This is a genomic window from Ruegeria sp. HKCCD7296 (genome assembly GCF_013110775.1).
Classification (GTDB): Bacteria; Pseudomonadota; Alphaproteobacteria; order Rhodobacterales; family Rhodobacteraceae; genus Ruegeria.
Genome location: NZ_WVRF01000004.1, coordinates 197148 through 213799, shown reverse-complemented (window position 1 = coordinate 213799; position 16652 = coordinate 197148). Strand labels below are relative to the sequence as shown.

At 55.8% G+C, this 16652-nt stretch carries 15 protein-coding genes; 7 read left to right on the top strand and 8 right to left on the bottom strand.

Annotation, left to right across the window (positions count from 1 at the left end; genetic code table 11):
* Nucleotides 1-2: 2 nt before the first annotated feature.
* From GS632_RS08155 to GS632_RS08140, 4 genes are all read right to left on the bottom strand, one after another.
* Nucleotides 3-536, bottom strand: coding sequence for a TRAP transporter small permease (locus GS632_RS08155; RefSeq protein WP_171176690.1), 534 nt, complete (start codon nucleotides 534-536; stop codon nucleotides 3-5).
* A 70-nt stretch (nucleotides 537-606) separates the two neighbouring features.
* Nucleotides 607-1584, bottom strand: a complete 978-nt coding sequence (locus tag GS632_RS08150) for a TRAP transporter substrate-binding protein (RefSeq protein ID WP_171238039.1) — start codon at nucleotides 1582-1584, stop codon at nucleotides 607-609.
* A gap of 52 nt (nucleotides 1585-1636) precedes the next feature.
* Nucleotides 1637-2887, bottom strand: coding sequence for an FAD-binding oxidoreductase (locus GS632_RS08145; RefSeq protein WP_171238040.1), 1251 nt, complete (start codon nucleotides 2885-2887; stop codon nucleotides 1637-1639).
* The gene (locus tag GS632_RS08140) at nucleotides 2884-4017 is read right to left on the bottom strand and encodes an enolase C-terminal domain-like protein (RefSeq protein WP_171620859.1); all 1134 of its coding nucleotides are present in this window, start codon (nucleotides 4015-4017) and stop codon (nucleotides 2884-2886) included. The genes GS632_RS08145 and GS632_RS08140 overlap by 4 nt, the downstream gene beginning before the upstream one ends.
* Before the next feature lie 97 nt (nucleotides 4018-4114).
* On the opposite strand from GS632_RS08140, the gene GS632_RS08135 reads away from it, so the two are divergent.
* The gene (locus GS632_RS08135; protein WP_171238042.1) at nucleotides 4115-5035 is read left to right on the top strand and encodes a LysR family transcriptional regulator; all 921 of its coding nucleotides are present in this window, start codon (nucleotides 4115-4117) and stop codon (nucleotides 5033-5035) included.
* Here GS632_RS08135 and GS632_RS08130 read toward each other — a convergent pair.
* A complete protein-coding gene (locus GS632_RS08130; RefSeq protein WP_171238043.1) occupies nucleotides 4996-6690 on the bottom strand; it encodes a thiamine pyrophosphate-binding protein in 1695 nt (564 codons plus the stop codon). The two genes, GS632_RS08135 and GS632_RS08130, sit on opposite strands and share 40 nt — an antisense overlap.
* Nucleotides 6691-6801: 111 nt before the next feature.
* On the opposite strand from GS632_RS08130, the gene GS632_RS08125 reads away from it, so the two are divergent.
* Together GS632_RS08125 and GS632_RS08120 are read left to right on the top strand one after the other, a co-directional pair.
* Entirely contained in the window at nucleotides 6802-7506 is a 705-nt protein-coding gene (locus GS632_RS08125; RefSeq protein WP_171238044.1) for a GntR family transcriptional regulator, read from the top strand.
* Nucleotides 7503-8213 carry an aspartate/glutamate racemase family protein gene (locus GS632_RS08120; RefSeq protein ID WP_171238045.1) on the top strand — a complete coding sequence of 237 codons (711 nt, stop codon included), beginning with the start codon at nucleotides 7503-7505 and terminating at the stop codon, nucleotides 8211-8213. The genes GS632_RS08125 and GS632_RS08120 overlap by 4 nt, the downstream gene beginning before the upstream one ends.
* 102 nt (nucleotides 8214-8315) lie before the next feature.
* Here GS632_RS08120 and GS632_RS08115 read toward each other — a convergent pair whose 3' ends face one another.
* The gene (locus tag GS632_RS08115; RefSeq protein WP_171235848.1) at nucleotides 8316-9086 is read right to left on the bottom strand and encodes a transporter substrate-binding domain-containing protein; all 771 of its coding nucleotides are present in this window, start codon (nucleotides 9084-9086) and stop codon (nucleotides 8316-8318) included.
* A gap of 121 nt (nucleotides 9087-9207) precedes the next feature.
* On the opposite strand from GS632_RS08115, the gene GS632_RS08110 reads away from it, so the two are divergent.
* Genes GS632_RS08110 through GS632_RS08100 form a run of 3 tightly spaced genes read left to right on the top strand, consistent with a single transcriptional unit; the run spans nucleotide 9208 to nucleotide 11062 of the window.
* The gene (locus GS632_RS08110) at nucleotides 9208-9948 is read left to right on the top strand and encodes an amino acid ABC transporter ATP-binding protein (protein WP_171238046.1); all 741 of its coding nucleotides are present in this window, start codon (nucleotides 9208-9210) and stop codon (nucleotides 9946-9948) included.
* A gap of 8 nt (nucleotides 9949-9956) precedes the next feature.
* On the top strand, nucleotides 9957-10715 hold the full coding sequence (locus tag GS632_RS08105) for an amino acid ABC transporter permease (protein ID WP_171721300.1): 759 nt from the start codon (nucleotides 9957-9959) through the stop codon (nucleotides 10713-10715).
* A gap of 11 nt (nucleotides 10716-10726) precedes the next feature.
* A complete protein-coding gene (locus tag GS632_RS08100; protein WP_171238048.1) occupies nucleotides 10727-11062 on the top strand; it encodes a carboxymuconolactone decarboxylase family protein in 336 nt (111 codons plus the stop codon).
* A 52-nt stretch (nucleotides 11063-11114) separates the two neighbouring features.
* Here the strand turns inward: GS632_RS08100 and GS632_RS08095 are convergent, their stop codons facing one another.
* Nucleotides 11115-12047 (bottom strand): hydrogen peroxide-inducible genes activator, encoded by a 933-nt coding sequence (locus GS632_RS08095; RefSeq protein ID WP_171721301.1) that lies wholly within the window; start codon nucleotides 12045-12047, stop codon nucleotides 11115-11117.
* 107 nt (nucleotides 12048-12154) lie between these two features.
* Between GS632_RS08095 and katG the strand changes: the two genes are divergently transcribed.
* On the top strand, nucleotides 12155-14335 hold the full coding sequence (katG, locus tag GS632_RS08090) for a catalase/peroxidase HPI (protein ID WP_171238050.1): 2181 nt from the start codon (nucleotides 12155-12157) through the stop codon (nucleotides 14333-14335).
* A 335-nt stretch (nucleotides 14336-14670) separates the two neighbouring features.
* Here the strand turns inward: katG and GS632_RS08085 are convergent, their stop codons facing one another.
* Entirely contained in the window at nucleotides 14671-16455 is a 1785-nt protein-coding gene (locus GS632_RS08085; protein WP_171238051.1) for an ABC transporter ATP-binding protein, read from the bottom strand.
* Nucleotides 16456-16652: the final 197 nt, after the last annotated feature.

The window sequence follows — 16652 nt, the reverse complement described above, 5'->3', positions numbered from 1 at the left end:
ATTTACTCTCCGTGACTCTGATCGGCCAGATCGCGGACGATGCGGTGTTCGCCCTTGAAAAGCACGTGGATCAAATGATCAGTCAGAGCAATGGCCAGAATGACCGCGCCTAGCAGCATCGCGGATTGTGGGATCCAAAGGGCGGTTCGGTCCTGCCCCTGACTGACATCGTTGAATTTCCAGCTCCAGTAGACAAAGCGATAAGCGTACCAGCAGAAATACCACATGACGGCAGTGGCGATTGCAAAACACCAGACTTCCAATATGCGGCGGACACCATCAGGCACAGCGTTCAACAGGATTGACACGCGAATGTGGCTGCCCCTGTTCAGCGCATTGGCAAAGGCAAGAAAGGAAGCGGCGGCCATGGCATAGCCAGCATAGTCGGGCGCTCCGGGAAAGACCTCGCCGGTCCAGCGGGCCAGCATCTGCACGACGATCAAAAGCAGGATCGCAATGAGGCTGAGAGCCGCAAGCACCCCTGCCGCAAGATATATAAAGTCCAGTACGGACCGAAGCCCTCGCAAAACCGCCATGCTGTCCCCGCTGTGTTTTGATTGGATGCGAAAAGGGCGGCTGGATGACCCGCCGCCCAAATCAAAAAGGTTACTGTGACGCGTTGAACGCGTCGACGATGGCTTTGCCTTCGTCACCGGCAGCTTCCAGCCATTCATTGGTCATGGTCACGCCGATCTCTTTCAGCTCATTCGTCATCTGTTCAGAAGCCGGGCCAACGGTCATCCCGCCATCCCGCAAACCCTGCAGGGTGAATCCGGTGTATTCCTTGGCGCGCCAATTGCCCGCGTATTCTGCCAGTTCAGCGCAGCCCTTGATGACGTTCTTGTTGACATCAGATACACCAGACCAGACATCAGAATTGACCATCACATAGTTGCGCGGCAACCAGGCATCGACTTCGTAGAAATAGTTCAGGCTTTCCCAAACCTTGCGGTCATATCCGGTCGATCCCGATGACACCATCGAATCCGCCACACCCGTCGCAAAGGCCTGACTGATTTCCGCGGCTTCAATTGTCACCGGCAGCATCCCCGTCAGTTCAGCCAACCGCGAGGTTGCATTGTTGTACGAGCGGAACTTTATGCCTTTCATGTCAGCGACCGAGTTTACCTCGTTCTTGAAATACAAGCCCTGAGGCGGCCACGGCACAGCGTAAAGCAGTGTTAGGTTCTGTTCAGCCAATACTTTTTCAATAGATGGCTTGGCGGCCTCCCAAAGCTTGGCGCTGTCGTCGAAAGAGGTCGCGAGGAATGGGATTGAGTCAAACCCGAACAGGGCATTTTCATTCTGGTGGCCAGACAATAGACGCTCACCAATCGGGGCCTGCCCGGTCTGGATCGCGCGTTTGATGTCGGCACCTTTGAAAAGCGAGCCGGACGGGTGCGTCACAATCTCGATCTCACCACCTGTACCGGTGGTCACGCATTTGGCGAATTCCGCGCCTGTGGCCGAGTGGAAGTTCGACGCCGAATAAGCCATCGGCATGTCCCATTTTTCGGCCATGGCCGGTGCGGCTGCAGCTGCAGTCAGAGCTGTCGCTGCCAGAAGGTTTGTCAGTTTTTTCATCGTTTTCTCCCTATTGGATTTTGAAACGCCGATGTTTCTCATCAGCTTGTTCTTATGTTGAGTAGCGTGACGGCGCGTAGACGCTGACATCCGCGTTTGGGGTTCTGCCCGCGATCATTTGGGCCAGAAGGCGTCCGGTTTTTGGCCCGCCTGTCAGGCCGATGTGATGGTGCCCAAAGCCCATATAGGCCCCCTTGATGCCGGGTACGTCGCCAATGATCGGGATCGAGTCAGCCGGGGCGGGCCTGTGCCCCATCCATTCCACTTCCTCCTTCCATGTTATGCCCGGGAAAGCCGCCCGGGCATTCTTGCGCATCAATTCAAACGGCGCGCGAGAGGGCGGTGCATCCAGCCCTCCGAACTCTACAATGCCTGCCAAGCGTAAGCGCCCATCCATGGGTGTTGCAACAAACTTACCTGATGCGACCATGACCGGGCTGCGCGGCATGTCAGAAGGTTCCACCAATTCAAGATGATACCCGCGTTCGCTTTCAAGTGGGACAGAAACACCCAATCGCTTCGCTAGAGGTCCTGACCAGACGCCTGCCGTCACGATGGCTGTGTCGCACGCAATGGTTTCGCCACCTGTGCGAACGCCTGTGACGCTTCCGCCTTCGCGCGTGACGTCTTCGACGGTGGCTTGGATGATCCGACCTCCTTGCGCCTCAACATGTGCAGCTAGGTCTTTGACATATCGCCCCGGATCGGTGATGTGACCATGATCTGACAGCTTGGCCGCGAGCCCGATATCCTGACTGAATACTGGATCGTAATCGTGGAATGCCTTGCCTTCCAACTCTTCCCACGCAAAGCCATGCTTACGCCGAATGCCCCAACCAAAGGCATCACTTTCGAAATGGGCGCGGTTTTCATAGAGGAACAGATAGTCGCTTGGAACGATCCATTTCTCAGCGCCAGTTCCGGCGGCCAGCGCCTTGTGGTCGTTCAGGCTGTCGCCCACGATGGGCGTCAGGGCCGCAGCGATCCGTTCCACGTCTGCGGCATTTGCGTGGCTTAAGTATTGTCTGAGCCATGGCAACAGCTTTGGTAAGTACCCCCATTTCAGGAACAGCGGCTGAGAGGGGCTTAAAAGCATCTTTGGTGCTTTGCCGAGTAGTCCGGGAACTGTTACAGGCACGATAGAGCATGACGCAAGCACGCCGCCATTGCCGTGAGAGGTTCCTTCGCCAGGCCCGGCCTTATCGATCAAAATCACATCGTGACCGTCGCGCTGCAGCCAGATAGCCGCGGAGACTCCGACAATTCCAGCTCCGATGATGGCTATGGTCTTCTTCTCGCTCACGCCGCCACCGCCTTTGAAACTGCGTAGTGGTTCAGTTTGTCCAAGTCTGGTTTGCCGCCAAGCCCAGGACCATCCGGCACGCAGACTTGCCCGTTCCTGATCTGGAACGGTTCTTCCAATATGTCCTCTTTCAGGAAATATGACGCCTGATAGAACTCACAGCCCAAAGTGATTTCTGGTGTCGCGGCAATCATGTGCGTGCCGGCCAAATGGGCCAGGCCGGCCTCGAACATGTCGCCGCCATAGGCTGTCAGGCCGTGAGCCGCCGCAATACGCGCAACAGTCTGACCGCGTGTCAGGCCGCCGGATTTCATGATTTTGACGGAAACACCGTCGCAAATCCCTTCGCGGGCTGCACGCTCCATGTCTTCGGGGCCAAACACACTCTCGTCTGCCAGCAATGGGACATCGGTCATTTGGCGCAGCTTGGCCATCATGCCGAAGTGATGAGCGCGCACTGGCTGTTCGATGAAATCGGGATCGAACCGGGCGACGTCACGCACCTGTGCCGGTGCATCCTCGATTTTGAGCCCTTGGTTATAATCCACGCGCACCGAAAACTCGGGGCAGTTCTGGGCCAGGTATTCCAGCCGCATGATGTCAAAGGCGTGATCCTTGAACCCGGTCTTGAGTTTCACGATACGGACATCATCGTCCTGCAACCGTGCCAACAGGTCGATGTCTTGCGAAAAATCAGGGTTGGCGATGGAACAGCTCAGGGGGATTGCATCCCGACATTTGCCGCCCAACAAAGACCAAACGGGCACGTTGCTGATCCGGCCTGAAAGATCCAGCAGCGCGGTTTCCAGTGCGGCCTTGGCTTCAGTGCAGTGCGCCACAGCGTAAGCGGCACGCGCCATGATCGCGGATCTATCGCTGACTTTTGCGCCCAAAACAAGTGGGCGCAGATACCGATCGAGCGCAGCAAAGGTTGCCTCTGGCGTGCCGGTAAAAACTGACCAAGGCGATGCTTCGCCAAACCCTTGAGAGCCGTCCTCGGATGTCAGCCGTAGGATAACAATTTCACAAACGCCTTCGACGGATCCAATGCCGTGATCCCGCCGCGAGGTCACTGGCAGCTTGAGGTGCCATAGGTCATAGCCAGTGATTTTTTGTGACAGATCGCTCATTCCGCCCCCTGTGGATGAGCAGCAGCCTGCCTTGACCGAACTATCATTTCAAATACAATATCTTCAACAGTTCATCAGAAAAAATGATACTATACCTATGTCATTGCGCTTTCGTCAGCTTCAAGCTTTTCACGCCATCATGGAAACGGGAACCGTGACCGGCGCGGCATCAGTTCTTGGCATCTCGCAACCCGGCATCAGCAACCTTTTGGCGCAATTGGAGCGCGAGGCGCGATTACCTCTGTTCGAACGCAACAAGGGGCGTCTGTTGCCCACGCCCGAAGCCGAGCTGTTGTACCGCGAGGTCGACACGGTTGTGCGCGGGTTGGATCACGTTGCACAGGCGGTTACAGATTTGCAGAACAAGCATCCGGGTCAGTTACAGGTCGCCGCGCCGCATCTGTTGTCCTTCGGTTTCATGCCGCGTGAGATCGCGCGGTTTGCCGAAAGCCGCCCGAACCTGTCCGTTAGCTTTCAGTCGCAATACTCGTCCAAGATTCAAGAATGGGTGACGTCTGGCTTGTTTGAGATCGGCATTGTCGAGATGCCGATCCTGCACGACACGTTGAATTATCAGGTGTTTCAGTTCGAAACTCTAGCAACCTTCCCGGAAGGCAGCCCGTTGGTGGCGTATGACGTTCTGACGCCGGAAACTCTGGAGAACGAGCCTTTTATTGTGATGGGGCCGGAACACCAGACGCATCGTAAAACCCGTGACATCTTTCAGCGTGCCGGGCGCATATGGCGCACACAGATTCACACGCACTTGTCTGAAAACCTACTGAGCTTTGTGAAGCAAGGCATGGGGGTCGCCATGATCGATCCCTTTACCGTTACATTTGATGAAGAGAGCGGATATCAGACCCGCCCTTTCAAGCCAGCGGTCATGTTGGAGCTTGCAATCATCACAGCCAAAGGTCGCCCTTTATCCAGGATCGCTCAGGAGTTTCTGGACCAACTGATCCCGTCAATCGCCTCTTACGCAACCCATTCAGATACTGGCGCAGCAGCTTCGTGAAGTTGTTGGGAATGGATATCGACCAGTGTGGGGCCGTCATGTTCGATAGCTTGCTTCAGGATTTTTGGCAGGTCTTCGGGGTCTTTGACCGTCCATGATTTCACACCAAAGGCTGACGCCACTGCGGCATGATCTGTGCGGTTGAAGTCAACGTTGTAGAATCTTTGACCAAAGCCCGCATCTTGACCTGCTTTGATCCAGCCGAAGACCGCGTTTGAGAAGACAATCGATGTGATGGGCATTTTGTGCCGCACCATCGTTTCAAACTCGCCACATGTGAAGCCGAACGAGCCATCGCCCATGACGGCCAGGGTCTTTACCGACGGACGCCCGACATGTGCCCCCATCGCTGCACCTAATGAATAGCCCAAAGCGCCATGGGCTCGGTTGGTGATGAACTGCCGTCCCGATGTCCGCCACCGGTAATGCGCGCTGAAATAGGGGCATGGGGTGCCGGGGTCAGCCACAACAATTGCGTCGTCATCCAGAATATCCATCAACGCAGCCATGACAGCTTCGGGTCGGATCGGCATTTCACGACTTGCGGCCAGTGGCGCGAAAGCGGCCAGCTTGGCATCCCACGCGGCGCGGGCTTTGTCCGCCCCGCCTTGTGTGTTCAGATCCTTGCGACCTTCTAATGCGCGGGCCAGAGCTTCCAGCGCCAGTCGGGCATCGGCGCAAATAGCCACTTCCGTCTGGTAGTTTGCACCAATCACCATGGGATCGCTGTCGATGTGAATGATCGTGGCATCACGCCCAGGGCTTCTCCACCGTTCGGTTGTGACCGAGCCGGCGCGACAGCCAATGAACAGGACAACATCCGCCTGATCCACGACAGCACGTGTCGCGGGCACACCTCCGTTAGACCCGATAACGCCCAAAGCCAGAGGGTCGGTTTCGGCGATGGAACCCTGGCCGGAAACGGTTGTGGCAACGGGCATGTCCAACAAATTTGCGACCTGTCGCAATGCTTCGGTTGCGCCTGAAAGAACCGGCCCGCCGCCACAGACAGCAACAGAGGATTTGGCCCGTGCCAGAATATCCGCCGCCGCTTCGATCGCATCCATGTCCGGGGCTGAGCGTTCGGCAGGATAGCTGCGATGTCTGTCATCCGCCCAGATTTCGGCCTCATCCACCTGCGCTTTTTGCGTGTCGAACGGCAGGGCCAGATGCGTGGCGCCCGGCGTGCCTGTTGTCATTGCCCGGAAGGCTGCCCGCACCATGGCCGGAAGCCGCGCGGCGTCGTCCAGCGTGGTATTCCACTTGGCTAAGGGCTTGAAGAGGGCGGGCTGATCCAGTTCAGTTAATGGGTATTTGCCCCGGCTGGTTGTCGCGACGTCCGAGGTGATCGCCAGTATCGGAACAGAACTTTCATTGGCTTCTACAACGCCGGGCAGAATGTAAGTTGCACCTCCGCCCGAGGGACCTTCGCAGACACCGGGCTTCCCAGTCACACGCGCGTAACCGTCCGCCATATAGGCCGCGTGCCGTTCATCCCGTGTCAGAATGTGCTGAATACCGTGATCCATGCGCGCCAGAGCGTCATAGAACGGCAAGGTGGTATCGCCGCACAGGCCGAACATGTGCTTCACGCCGTGCGCCTCGAGCATACGCACCATAGCCTCTGCCCCGGTCAGATAATTCGTCCCTGTCATGATCTACGAGCCTCTCGATTCCACGCTGTACGCAGAACTGTATACAGTTTTGTATATTGATTTCAAGCGCTGCCTATGGCACCTGTGGCAAACAAGAGGAAGGGCAGGTTAATGGCGGGTCCAAGGGTCGACGACATCTATGATCAGGTTAAGGCGATGGCGGTCTCGTTCCGTCTGCGCCCTGGGGATCGCCTGAACGAAGTTGCCCTGTCCAAGGACCTGGGCGTCAGCCGGACCCCTTTACGAGAGGCATTGAACCGGTTGGTTGCAGAACGGTTGTTTGATTTTCGCCCGGGGCAAGGGTTTTTTTGTCGTCCGTTGGATGCGCAAAGCGTGTTTGACCTGTTTGAACTGCGCCAGATTATCGAAACTGCCGCCGCGCGTGCGGCGTGTTCCAAGGCCTCTGACAAAGACCTGCAGAATCTGCGGGATGAGCTTTACTCAACGGGCATCGATATCACTGGTCTGACCGTCGAAGAAGCAGTCAGCCGGGATGAGGCGTTTCACCTTGGGATTGCCAAACTGTCAGGCAATATGGAGCTGTTGCATACCCTGACGCGGATCAATGAGCGTATTCGCTATATCCGTTGGATTTCCATGAGTATGGACCGGGTGCAACGTTCAAAAGAGGAGCATAAGCGAGTTATGCAGGCGTTGATGGAACGGGATGCGGAAGAGGCCGCGCGTGTTCTTGGCGCTCATATCACCAAGCGCATGGATCAGGTGCAGGACGCTGTGCGTCACGGGATTAGCAGCATTTATATGGAAGGGTCAGAAGAAATCTCGGCCCGCATAATCGAGGAGGTCGAGGGATGATTGCGCAAGGCGGAAAATCCATCTACGGCGCATCGGTTGGTATTCTGATGCTGGATGCCCAATTCCCCAGAATCCCAGGTGACATGGGCAACGCGCTGACCTGGCCATTCCCGGTGCTCTATCGCATCGTCCGTGATGCCTCGCCGGATCGGGTGGTTCGGCACCGGGCCGAGGGGATGTTGGACGTGTTCATCGACGCGGCGCAGGATCTGGTAAGGGATGGTGTGGATGGCATAACCACCAATTGCGGTTTCCTGTCCCTGTTCCAGAAAGAACTGGCCCAAGCCGTCCCGGTTCCGGTGGCTACATCGTCCTTGATGCAGGTCGAGATGGTGAACCGCATTCTGCCTGCGGGCAAGCGCGCAGGGGTTTTGACCATTTCAGCCTCGACCCTGACGAAAGATCATCTGCGGGCGGCCAACGTGCCGTTGGATACCCCGATTGGCACAACCGAAGGCGGGCAGGAGTTCACCCGTGCGATCCTTGGAAATGAGCTAAGGCTGGATGTTCAGAAAGCGCGTGAAGATAATGTTCAGGCGGCGCATACCTTGGTTGCGGACAACCCTGACTTGGGTGCAATCGTGCTGGAATGCACAAATATGTGCCCCTATGCACGCGATATCCAACGGGCTACTGGGTTGCCCGTGTTTTCTATCGTCTCTTTTATTCAATGGTTTCAGGCCGGTCTGGTTCCGCGGACATATTGATCGAAAATTGGTGCGCCAAGCACTTTGCTCCGTCATGTCAAAATAGAAAACGCCCGATCCTGAAGGCCGGGCGCTAAAGTGCTGGTTATGTCTGAAAATGGATCAGAGACCCCATTTTTCGCGGTTAGCTTCGAAGAAGCCTTGCGCTTTTTTCACTTCGATCCAGTTGTTCACGTAGTTGATCCAGACCTGATCGCCTTGCGGCAGGATCATCGCGATGGGCGATGGCGACCGGGGACCCGCATTCTTGACGCGAACCACCGGGAACTTCGCCTCAAGTGTCGAGCCTTCGATATTTGACGTGATGAACACATCCGCGCGTCCGGCGATCACTTCCTGAAAACCGCGGGCCGGGGCTTCCACGACCTTGATCTCAGCGTTCGGGAACCATTCACGCACGCGCTTTTCAAACGTGGTGCCCAGAGTTGTGGCGACCGTCACGCCCGGTTGGTTGATTGAATCATAGCCGTCGAATTTGTCCGCCTTATCCTTGGTCGTGTACGGGAACAATTCCACCGCGATGTAGCTATCCGAGAAACCGGCCACCTTCATGCGAGGCGGAGAGATCGAGGCCGAACCGGTCAGGTGGTACTTGCCCGCCACCACGCCGTTGACCAGCGTTTTCCAATCGGTCGGCACATATTCGACCTCGACCCCCAGATCGGCGGCCAGTTCGTTCATGATGTCGATGTCGTAGCCTTTGTAGCTGTTGGTGGCCGGATCGCGCAGCGACATGGGGTTCCAGTCACCGGTCGTGCCCACTTTAAGCACGCCGGAATCCAGAATCTCGTTCAGTGCGGATTGCGCCTGTGCGGCACCTGACAATACCAGACCCAGCGCGGCTGCTGCCGCTGCTTTCAAAAAAGTGTTCATCGCTTTCTCCCGTTGGTGATGTTTATGTCTTGCCGCCGTGTTCATCATTGATTTAACCCGAAAGAGAAAGATAACCTCAAGAAAATATTACAACTTGACTAAAACAGGGGCAGACCAGCTTATGCCAGACGCCGCAATTGAACTTGTGGGCGTGAACAAGTGGTTCGACACGTTTCACGTACTCAAGGATATAAACCTGACGGTCAACAGCGGCGAGAAGGTGGTGATATGCGGGCCCTCGGGGTCAGGTAAGTCAACCGTCGTTCGGTGTATCAACCAGTTGGAAAAACACCAGAAAGGCATCATCTGTGTGGACGGGGTCGAACTGACGGATGACGCAAAATCTGCGGCGACTATCCGGTCCGAGGTTGGAATGGTGTTTCAACAGTTTAACCTGTTTCCGCATCTGACCGTGTTGGAAAACCTGACTCTGGGCCCGATCAAAGCGCGGGGTCTGAGCCGTAAGGAGGCCGAGGAAAAGGCACGTCTCTATCTGGAGCGCGTACACATTCCTGATCAGGCGGACAAAAAACCCAATCAGTTGTCCGGTGGCCAACAACAACGCGTTGCCATTGCGCGGTCCCTGTGCATGGAGCCGCGTGTTCTGTTGTTTGATGAGCCAACCTCGGCGTTGGACCCCGAGATGATCTCGGAAGTGTTGGATGTCATGGTCGAGTTGGCGAACGAGGGCATGACCATGGTGGTTGTGACCCATGAGATGGGGTTTGCGCGCAAGGTGGCCGACAAGATGATCTTCATGGACGCGGGTGAAATCGTCGAAGAAGGCAAGCCCGAACATTTCTTCACCAACCCGCAATCCGAGCGGTGTCGTAAATTCCTGTCGCAAATTCTGCAGCACTGAGAGGGGCTATGAAAAAACTACTTCTGATAGCGCCCTTGCTGTTGCTTGCGGGTTGTTCCTCGTCCCAGACTTGGGGCTGGTATGTGATCGACCCCACCACGGCATCGGGCTGGACCAACGTGAAATTCCTTGTCTCGGGCATGTGGGCGACGATCCAGATATCGCTGATCGCGGCGGTTCTGTCGATTGTCGTGGGCCTGATGGTGGCATTGCCGGGGCTGTCCGAGAAACGCGGCTGGCGTTTGGTCAACCGGGTCTATGTGGAATTCATCCGCGCCATTCCACTGCTGCCGATGCTTTTTTGGGTCTTTTATGGATTGCCTATCGTGTTCCAGTCGATGGGAATGAACGTCCCAATCGATCCATTCTGGGGTGCAATCATTACCCTTGCGATTTCAGACAGCGCATTCACGGCCGAGATCTATCGCGCGGGTATTCAATCCATCGCGCGCGGTCAGCGTGAAGCGGCGCAAAGCATAGGTCTGAACTATGTGCAGACCATGCGTCACGTGATCCTGCCTCAGGCGATCCGGCGTATTCTACCGCCGCTGGCCAACCAGTTCATCTACATCGTCAAGATGAGTGCCTTCGCCAGCGTCATCGGGATGCAGGAATTGACTCGCCGCGCGAATGAATTGGTTGTGACGGAATACCGCCCGCTGGAAATCTACACACTGCTGATCTTTGAATATTTGATCCTCGTACTGATCATCAGTGCTGGTGTGCGCCGGTTGGAACGCCGCATGGGCGCAGACGAGCGCGGATAAGGAGTTAAAAAATGGACTGGAAAGCCTTCATGGCCGAGACAGAGGCCAATATCGGGACTTTCTCAAAGGAAGTTCCTGAAACCGTTCGGGGCTTTGGTATTATGGGTAAGGCGGCCAAAACCGATGGCGCGCTGAGCGAGAAGAGCAAGGAATTCATCGCGTTGGGCATCGCTGTCGCGACTCGTTGCGACAGCTGCATTGGGTTTCATGTGAAGTCGCTGGTTCGTCTGGGGGCCACGCGCGAAGAAATGTGCGAGGCTTTGGCCATGGCGACCTATATGGGAGGTGGGCCGTCGTATGCGTACAGCGCCAAGGCGCTCAAAGCCTATGATGTGTTTTCCGAATGATATCTAAATGTAATGATCCGGCAATACCTGCCGCATCGCGCTTAAAGGTGGTTCACTCGGCTGCCGACTGATCGCTGTGCCCAGTGTTCAAAATGTTCTCTTCTGCGGTTTTGCGGATGATCGCGCCGATCTTGAGCAGGTTTTCACTCAGCGGGTTGGTCTTTCGCCAGACTAGCCCAATTGTTCGCGCCGGCGGGGTGTCCTGGAACCGGGCAATAGAGACATCGGCGGAACGGGTTTCCAACCCAACGGCCATCTCGGGGATCAGGGTGACGCCAATTCCTGCCCCAACCATCTGTACAAGGGTCGAAAGCGAGCTGCCCTCCATAACCTGTTGCGGTTCGATATTGCGGATTGAACAAAAAGACAGAGCCTGGTCACGGAAACAGTGGCCTTCTTCAAGCAGCAATAGCCGCATTGTTCGGAGCTGCGATGAACTTGGCATGGGCAGGCTGGCATCTCGCGCCGGGCGGACCAGCAAAAAATCTTCGTTGAACAACGAGAACTCTCGAAGACTGGGTTCCGACACCGGCAGCGCAACGACCCCGACATCCAGTCGTGAGTCCAGTATTTCGCGGATTACGGATTCGGTGATGGTCTCTTTGGGCTCAATCGTTAGCTGCGGAAATCGCTGCGACATGGCCTTGATAATCGAGGGCAGAAGATAAGGCGCAACTGTGGGAATTAAACCGATCCTTAATCGTCCTGACAGCGGGCCGGACGGTGATTGCACCAGTTTCCCCAAGTCCTCGACTCGGGTCAGAATTTCACGGCTGTGCTTCAACACGTCTTCACCCAAGGCGGTCAAGCGGGTTTCACGCGCCGACCGTTCGACCAATGGGCCGCCCATGATGGCCTCTAGCTCTTTGATTTGAATGGAAAGCGCTGGCTGCGAAATTGCACTGGCAGTTGCGGCTTTGCCGAAGTGACCATGGGTGGCAAGGGCCTCGAAATAACGCAGGTGCTTGAGCGTCAGTGATTTCATTTGAAAAACTAATCACAATGATAGAAATTACAAATTTCCATTTATCGCTTGGTTCGGGTACGAGTCAAGGCATCTGAACCCCTAGGTAAATACTCAGGAGATTTACAATGGACGGTAACCCTCACAATCATCAAACCGGCGGCTGCCCTGTCATGCATGGCGGGAACACAGGTACAGGCAATTCAGTCACCAAATGGTGGCCGGATGCGCTGAACCTGGACATTCTGAGCCAGCACGACACGCGCACCAACCCGATGGATGCGGATTACAACCACCGTGAAGCGGTCAAAGGTCTGGATTTCAAAGCCGTCCGTGCCGATGTCGAGGTGCTGCTGACAGACAGTCAAGACTGGTGGCCGGCGGACTGGGGTCACTATGGTGGCCTGATGATCCGTCTGGCCTGGCATTCTGCCGGATCCTATCGCCTGGGCGACGGTCGTGGCGGCGCGGGGTCGGGCAACATCCGGTTTGCTCCGCTCAACTCGTGGCCGGACAATGCCAGCCTGGACAAAGCCCGCCGTCTGCTGTGGCCGGTAAAAAAGAAATACGGCAACGCACTGTCCTGGGCTGACCTGATCGTCCTGTCGGGCACTGTTGCGTATGAATCGATGGGCCTGAAAACCTTTGGATTTGGATTTGGTCGCGAAGATATCTGGGGCCCGGAAAAAGACGTGTACTGGGGTTCGGAAAACCAGTGGCTCGCCCCGTCCGAGAGCCGCTATGGCGATCTGGAAACACCCGGCACGTTGGAAAACCCCCTGGGCGCTGTGCACATGGGTCTGATCTATGTGAATCCCGAAGGTGTAAACGGCAATCCGGACCCTGCGCGGACCGCTTTGCATATCCGTGAAACCTTTGCCCGTATGGCTATGGATGACGAAGAGACCGCAGCGCTGACCTGCGGCGGTCACACGGTTGGTAAGGCGCACGGCGCTATGGCGGGCGACAATATCGGTTCCGAGCCCGAAGCCTGCCCTGTGTCTGGCCAGGGCCTGGGTTGGGACAACCCGGATCAGAACGGCAAGGCGACCAACGCGTTCACTTCAGGCATTGAGGGCGCGTGGACGAAAGAGCCGCTGAAGTTCGACATGGGTTATTTCGATTATCTGTTCGGTTACGAATGGGAGCTGGGCAAATCCCCTGCCGGTGCCCATCAGTGGCAGCCCGTGGACATGCCGGAAGATGAAAAACCGGTCGATCCGACCGACCCGTCTGTCCGCCGGATGCCGATGATGACAGATGCGGATATGGCGATGAAGGTTGATCCGGCATACAATGCGATCTGTCAGAAATTCATGGCTGTTCCGGACTATTTCGCGGACACTTTCGCCCGTGCCTGGTTCAAACTGACCCACCGCGACATGGGTCCACGCGTCAACTATTACGGTCCGGACGTCCCTGCAGAGGATCTGATCTGGCAGGACCCAATCCCGGTCGGTTCGACTGATTATGACGTAGAAGCCGTCAAGGCAAAGATCGCAGACAGTGGCCTGGCAGCGATCGAGATGATCAACACCGCCTGGGACAGTGCACGTACCTTCCGAGGCTCGGACAAACGCGGTGGCGCAAATGGTGCGCGCATCCGTTTGGCACCACAGAAAGACTGGGCGGGCAACGAGCCTGAGCGTCTGGCAAAAGTGCTGGGTGTGCTGGAGCCGATTGCTGCTGAAACCGGAGCGTCGGTCGCTGACGTGATCGTTCTGGCAGGTAATGTCGGTCTGGAACAGTCGATCAAGGCAGCAGGCTTTAATGTGACGGTTCCGTTCTCGGCTGGTCGTGGTGACGCGACGGACGAACAGACCGACACAGACAGCTTCTCGGTGCTTGAACCACTGGCTGACGGGTTCCGCAACTGGCAGCTGAAGGAATACGCCGTGTCGCCTGAAGCGATGATGCTGGACCGCTCGCAGTTGTTGGGCCTGACCGCATCTGAGATGACCGTTCTGGTGGGCGGCCTGCGAGTGCTGGGTGCTAACCATGGCGGAACGGCGCATGGTGTCTTTACCGACCGTGTGGGTCAGCTGACCACCGATTTCTTCGTAAGCCTGACGGACATGTCGCTGAGCTGGCATCCGGTTGAAGGCGGCACTTACGAGCTGCGCGACCGCGCTTCTGGTGAGGTCAAGTTCACCGCCACCAGCACGGATCTAGTCTTCGGGTCGAACTCGATCCTGCGCGGCTATGCCGAGGTTTATGCTCAGGACGACAATGCCGAGAAGTTCGTGCGCGACTTCGTGGCAGCGTGGACCAAGATCATGAACAACGACCGGTTCGATCTGCTTGCGTAAGGTATCAAGAAACCAGGTTGAGGGTGGCTTCGCCTGGTTTCGCGCTTCAGGGTTCGGGAAGTGACCCTTCAGTCGTTTCATAAAATTGCTAGTTGTTAAACTCGAGCTGGTTTAGCTAAGTCGTTGGTATTCGCGTGCACAAAATCTGTAGGACAACTAAAGTATCAGCCTGGCCCGATTAGCAGTTCGTTCATTTTAGCTAACGGTTAAGACCGATAGGCCTAACGCTCGGGTTTAGAGGTCAAGTACCCTAGCTCATCTGTGTTGAACTAAACTCATGGATATCGAACATCGCATTCTTGGCGAACGTACCAACGCTTGTGTGGAAGTCGCGGTTACTCCGCGACTTCCTTTGCAGGCGTGTGCTGTTTGAATTGTTGATCAAACAAAGTGCGGAAACTACCGCTTTTCTTCATCAACTCGTCCAGATTGCCTTGCTCAACAATTGCACCATCCTGAACCACAATAATTTTGTCTGCCTCGAGCACTGTGGACAGGCGGTGCGCGATAACGATGACGGTAACGTTCTGAGTCAAGGCATCCAAAGCCTTTTTGACAAACGATTCCGATTCAGCATCCAGGGCGCTAGTGGCTTCGTCCAACAGCAGGATTTCAGCGTTGCGCAGAATGGCACGCGCAATCGCTATTCTCTGTTTTTGACCTCCTGACAGGAAGGTTCCGTTTTCACCGACCTGAGTGTCGTACCCGTCCTTCAATTCCATGATGAAATCATGGGCGTACGCTGCTTTCGCTGCTTCGAATACTTCTTCTTCGGTCGCTTCAGGGGCCGCGTAACGCAGGTTATCAAGGACTGATGCGGAAAACAGGAAGGTGTCCTGACCTACATATGAAATCTTTCGACGTAGGGAGGCAAAGCTCACCTCCCGCACGTCTTGTCCGTCAATCTCAACAACGCCTTCGTCTGGATCATAAAAACGCATGATCAATCCGAACAAAGTGGATTTGCCACCGCCTGACTGGCCAACAAGGGCCGTTGTCTTACCTGCTTCGAACGAGACGTTCATGTCTTCGATCACAGGAAGCGCGCCTTGATACCCAAAGGTCACGTTGCGTAGGACAATGTGACCCGGCCCTTCGGTCAGGTCTCGGGCATCGGGGCTTTCGGTCATCGTGTCTTGTTGGTCTAGCAAGCCAAACAACATGCTCACACCCACCATATTGGCTTCGATCTGGACACGCATACGCGACAGGCGTTTCGCCGGTTCATAAGCCATCAGCAAAGCGGTGATGAAGGACATCAGCTGCCCGGCTGTCGGTTGTTCCGTACCGGCGATATCCATCGTGCTGACAATGAGCACACCAGCAACGGCAAGGCCTGCCAGAAACTCCATCAGTGGGCTGGCGATTGCTTGCAGCCTAGCAATGTCGTTCGAGCGCTGCTCTACCTTGCGGATCGCGGTCTCCATCCGGTCGATCATGCGATCTTCCAACGAAAAGACCTTGATGATTTTGATTCCGGCTGATGTCTCCTGAAGGACGCGAATGATCTCGGCCAGCGACTTGAACTCGGCCTGCATTATTTTGCGCACACTTTTCAGGAGATGCCGCACCCCCAACAAAGCGACAGGACCTAAAACAAAGAACATCACGGACAGAACGGGCTGCTGGTATACCATGACCGCGACAAGGCCAACCAAGGTAAGAGCGTCACGGACAAAGCCTGTAACAAGTACATCAATCAAACTCCGGGCGGCTTGTGCACCGTTTGTTGTTCGCATCAGCAGGTCTGACGATTCATTTGCAGTAAAGAAAGAAACGCCGTGACGAAGCAGTTTTCGATAAACTTTTTCTTGTTGTTGTGCGACGATTCGATTGCCAGCGCGCGCCAGAAAGTTCGCCTGAATATATGAGGCAACCGCTTTCGTTAGAAATAGCAGCACAACAGCCAAAGCAATAACATGTGACCATCCCCGCAGTTCCGGGCTTGTCATGGCATCGACGATGTACTCCATCATATAGGCCGACCCGGCCGTGGTGACGGCGACTACGATCATTGCCAAAATCGCAATGCCGTATAAGGGGCCTTGAGCATAAAAGCTTTCGCCGACAAGGCGGCCCATGTAGCCTGATCGCCATTTTTTCCAGGCGCGCGTTATCATTGCGTTCTCCAAATCGTGAAACGGTGCGCACGTTCAGATACCCCAAATTTTGCCGGGCCAAAAGGGTATATACCGGACTGCGTCAGTGAGGCTCATGCCAGCTGTTGATCGTGCGGAGAGTTAGATAGGGGCTTTAAAGAGTTGAAACAAGTACAATGCGGGCCACGAACCAAAAGCAAGTAAACCGGAGCGCGCGT

What these genes read in the sequence shown, in the direction of transcription:
- GS632_RS08155 (WP_171176690.1), bottom strand. Translation starts at nt 536, where the DNA reads ATGGCGGTTTTGCGAGGGCTTCGGTCCGTACTGGACTTTATATATCTT.
- GS632_RS08150 (WP_171238039.1), bottom strand. Translation starts at nt 1,584, where the DNA reads ATGAAAAAACTGACAAACCTTCTGGCAGCGACAGCTCTGACTGCAGCT.
- GS632_RS08140 (WP_171620859.1), bottom strand. Translation starts at nt 4,017, where the DNA reads ATGAGCGATCTGTCACAAAAAATCACTGGCTATGACCTATGGCACCTC.
- GS632_RS08135 (WP_171238042.1), top strand. Translation starts at nt 4,115, where the DNA reads ATGTCATTGCGCTTTCGTCAGCTTCAAGCTTTTCACGCCATCATGGAA.
- GS632_RS08130 (WP_171238043.1), bottom strand. Translation starts at nt 6,690, where the DNA reads ATGACAGGGACGAATTATCTGACCGGGGCAGAGGCTATGGTGCGTATG.
- GS632_RS08125 (WP_171238044.1), top strand. Translation starts at nt 6,802, where the DNA reads ATGGCGGGTCCAAGGGTCGACGACATCTATGATCAGGTTAAGGCGATG.
- GS632_RS08120 (WP_171238045.1), top strand. Translation starts at nt 7,503, where the DNA reads ATGATTGCGCAAGGCGGAAAATCCATCTACGGCGCATCGGTTGGTATT.
- GS632_RS08115 (WP_171235848.1), bottom strand. Translation starts at nt 9,086, where the DNA reads ATGAACACTTTTTTGAAAGCAGCGGCAGCAGCCGCGCTGGGTCTGGTA.
- GS632_RS08110 (WP_171238046.1), top strand. Translation starts at nt 9,208, where the DNA reads ATGCCAGACGCCGCAATTGAACTTGTGGGCGTGAACAAGTGGTTCGAC.
- GS632_RS08105 (WP_171721300.1), top strand. Translation starts at nt 9,957, where the DNA reads ATGAAAAAACTACTTCTGATAGCGCCCTTGCTGTTGCTTGCGGGTTGT.
- GS632_RS08100 (WP_171238048.1), top strand. Translation starts at nt 10,727, where the DNA reads ATGGACTGGAAAGCCTTCATGGCCGAGACAGAGGCCAATATCGGGACT.
- GS632_RS08095 (WP_171721301.1), bottom strand. Translation starts at nt 12,047, where the DNA reads ATGAAATCACTGACGCTCAAGCACCTGCGTTATTTCGAGGCCCTTGCC.
- katG (WP_171238050.1), top strand. Translation starts at nt 12,155, where the DNA reads ATGGACGGTAACCCTCACAATCATCAAACCGGCGGCTGCCCTGTCATG.
- GS632_RS08085 (WP_171238051.1), bottom strand. Translation starts at nt 16,455, where the DNA reads ATGATAACGCGCGCCTGGAAAAAATGGCGATCAGGCTACATGGGCCGC.